Below are 2,607 nucleotides of genomic sequence, written 5' to 3' on the forward strand. Positions count from 1 at the left end.
GCAAAATGCCCCCGCCGGTGCTGGTGCCGCGGCCGCAGACCATGGACGGGCTGGCCACCGACGTGAGCGCCGAGGCCCGTGCCCTCGCCGACACCTTCTGGCCCGGCGGCCTGACCCTGATTTTCCGCGCGCAGCCGTCGCTGACCTGGGACCTGGGCGAAACCAAGGGCACCGTCGCCCTGCGCATGCCCGACGACGAACTGGCGCTGGAGCTGCTGGCGGCCACCGGGCCGCTGGCCGTGTCCTCCGCGAACCGCACCGGGCAGCCGTCGGCGCAGACGGCCGCGCAGGCCAGGGAGCAGTTGGCCGAGTCCGTGGACGTCTATCTGGAAGACGGCTTCCGGCCCGTCGACGGCACGACGGCGGTGCCCTCCACCATCGTCGACTGCACTTCCGCCACACTGCGGGTGGTCCGCGAGGGCACGATCAGCCTGGAAACACTGCGCACGGTCGTGCCGGGCATCCTGGGCCTGGGGGAGACTGTAGAGGCATGAGCCACGATTCCGCTCTTCCCCGCGGCAAGACCGCCAGCAGCGACCGGGCCCTGTGGCTCTGGTCGCAGATCCTGCTGGACTCCCTGGCCTGGGTCCTGGCCATCGTGCTGGCCGTCTTCCTGCGCTACGAGATGACGCTGAGCCTGACCAAGATTCCCGGCATCATCCTGCTCTGTGCGGTGGCCATCGCGGCCCAGATCGCCGTCGGATCTGCGTTCGCCCTCTATAAGGGCCGCTACAGTTTCGGCAGTTTTCACGAGGCCAAGCTGCTGGTCATGGTGACCATCTCGGTGTCGTTGATCCTGAGCGTGGGGCTGCTGCTGTTCGGCATCTCGCTGGGCATCGCGCGCGGCACCGGCCTGATCGCCTTCCCGTTCGCCTGCCTGTTCATGGCCGCCGTCCGCTACCTGAAGCGGATGTATGTGGAAAGCAAGGCCAAGCCGGGGGACGAGGCCGAGCGGACGCTGATCTACGGCGCCGGTTTCGTCGGCAACAACATCGTGACCCGGATGAGCAACGACCCGGCCTCGCCCTGGCTGCCGGTGGGGCTGATCGACGACGATCCGGCCAAAAAGCACCTGCGCATCGCCTCCGTCCCGGTGCTGGGCCGGATGGAGGACCTGCCGGAGATCGCGCACCGCACCGGGGCGACCGTGCTGCTGGTGGCGATCGCGGACATCGACTCCGCGCGGATGCGGCAGATCTCCGACAGCATCGCGGGCCGGAACATGCGGGTGCTGGTGGTACCGCCGCTGAAGGAAATGCTCACTGGCCGCCAGGACTTCTCCTTCCGCGAGGTGGACATCGAGGACCTCATCGGGCGGCAGCCGGTGGATATCCACGTCGAAGAGATTGCCCACTACGTCACCGGCAAGCGCGTGCTGGTCACGGGCGCCGGCGGGTCCATCGGTTCCGAACTGTGCCGCCAGATCCACGCGTTCCAGCCGGCCGAGCTGATCATGCTGGACCGCGACGAGACCGGGCTGCAGGGCACGCAGATCTCGATCACCGGCAAGGGCCTGCTCACGGGCAGGGACACCGTGTTGGCCGACATCCGCGACCCCGCCGCACTCGAGGCCATCTTCCTTGACCGGAAGCCGGAGGTGGTGTTCCACGCCGCGGCGCTCAAGCACGTGTCGCTGCTGGAGCAGTACCCGGAGGAGGCCTGGAAGACCAACGTGCTCGGTTCGCTGAACGTGCTGCGCGCCGCCCGCGCCGCGCACGTTGCGACCTTCGTCAACATTTCCACCGACAAGGCCGCCAACCCCACCACCGTGCTGGGCCATTCCAAGCGCGTGGCGGAAAAGCTGACGGCCTGGGTGGCGCAGCAGACCGGGCAGAAGTACGTCTCCGTCCGGTTCGGCAACGTGCTGGGCAGCCGCGGTTCGGTGCTGCCGCTGTTCAGCGAGCAGATCCGCAAGGGCGGTCCGGTCACGGTCACCGATGCCGCGGCCACCCGGTTCTTCATGACGATTCCGGAAGCCTGCCAGCTGGTGATCCAGGCCGGCGCGATCGGCAGCGGCGGGGAAGTGCTGATCCTCGACATGGGCGAACCGGTGAAGATCCTGGACGTTGCCGAGCGGATGATTGCGATGTCGGGCAAGGACGTGGAAATAGTGTTTACCGGCCTGCGCCCCGGCGAAAAGCTGCACGAGGACCTGATCGGGGAGGGCGAAAGCGATTCCCGTCCGCTGCACCCCAAAATCTCGCACGCCTCCATCGAGGGCCTGGACCCGGACCGGATGAGCCTGGCCGAGTGGAAGAGCCGGCAGGACCTGATCTCGGCCTCGACCGGGGCGATCGACGTGGTCCCGGCGGCCGGGGCCGCCGACGACGAACTCGACGACGCGGTCCCGGCGGCAGTGGCCGCCGACGACGAACTCGAGGCCGGGCTTAAGGACGACGGGCGGGAGCGGGCCTCGTGACCGCAGCCGTGGTGGCCGTTGCCGCGGCCCTTCTGCTCAGCCTGGTGCTGCCTTTCGCGCTGATCCCCATGCTCAAGCGGCTGGGCGTGCTGGACGTGCCGAACGAGCGGTCCTCGCACACCCGCGTCGTCGTCCGCGGCGTGGGCATCACGGTGGCGGCCGGGCTGCTGGCAGGCCTGCTGATCGCC

The 2,607-nt window shown here is 68.7% G+C and carries 2 protein-coding genes and 1 pseudogene; all 3 read left to right on the forward strand.

The window, feature by feature from the left end; all coding sequences use genetic code 11:
* A partial coding sequence (locus AC5RV2_RS16840) for an L-threonylcarbamoyladenylate synthase (RefSeq protein ID WP_494093287.1) occupies positions 1–494 on the forward strand: 494 nt, incomplete at its 5' end.
* Positions 491–2,419, forward strand: a complete 1,929-nt coding sequence (locus AC5RV2_RS16845) for a polysaccharide biosynthesis protein (RefSeq protein WP_494093288.1) — start codon at positions 491–493, stop codon at positions 2,417–2,419. The genes AC5RV2_RS16840 and AC5RV2_RS16845, both read left to right, overlap by 4 nt.
* Positions 2,416–2,607, forward strand: a pseudogene (locus AC5RV2_RS16850) (MraY family glycosyltransferase); the annotation flags it as partial. The gene AC5RV2_RS16845 and the pseudogene AC5RV2_RS16850, both read left to right, overlap by 4 nt.

It is taken from the genome of Arthrobacter sp. Y3225116, assembly GCF_059091245.1.

Excerpts from the sequence above, each read along its gene's own strand:
- AC5RV2_RS16845 (WP_494093288.1), top strand. The coding sequence starts at position 491 with ATGAGCCACGATTCCGCTCTTCCCCGCGGCAAGACCGCCAGCAGCGAC.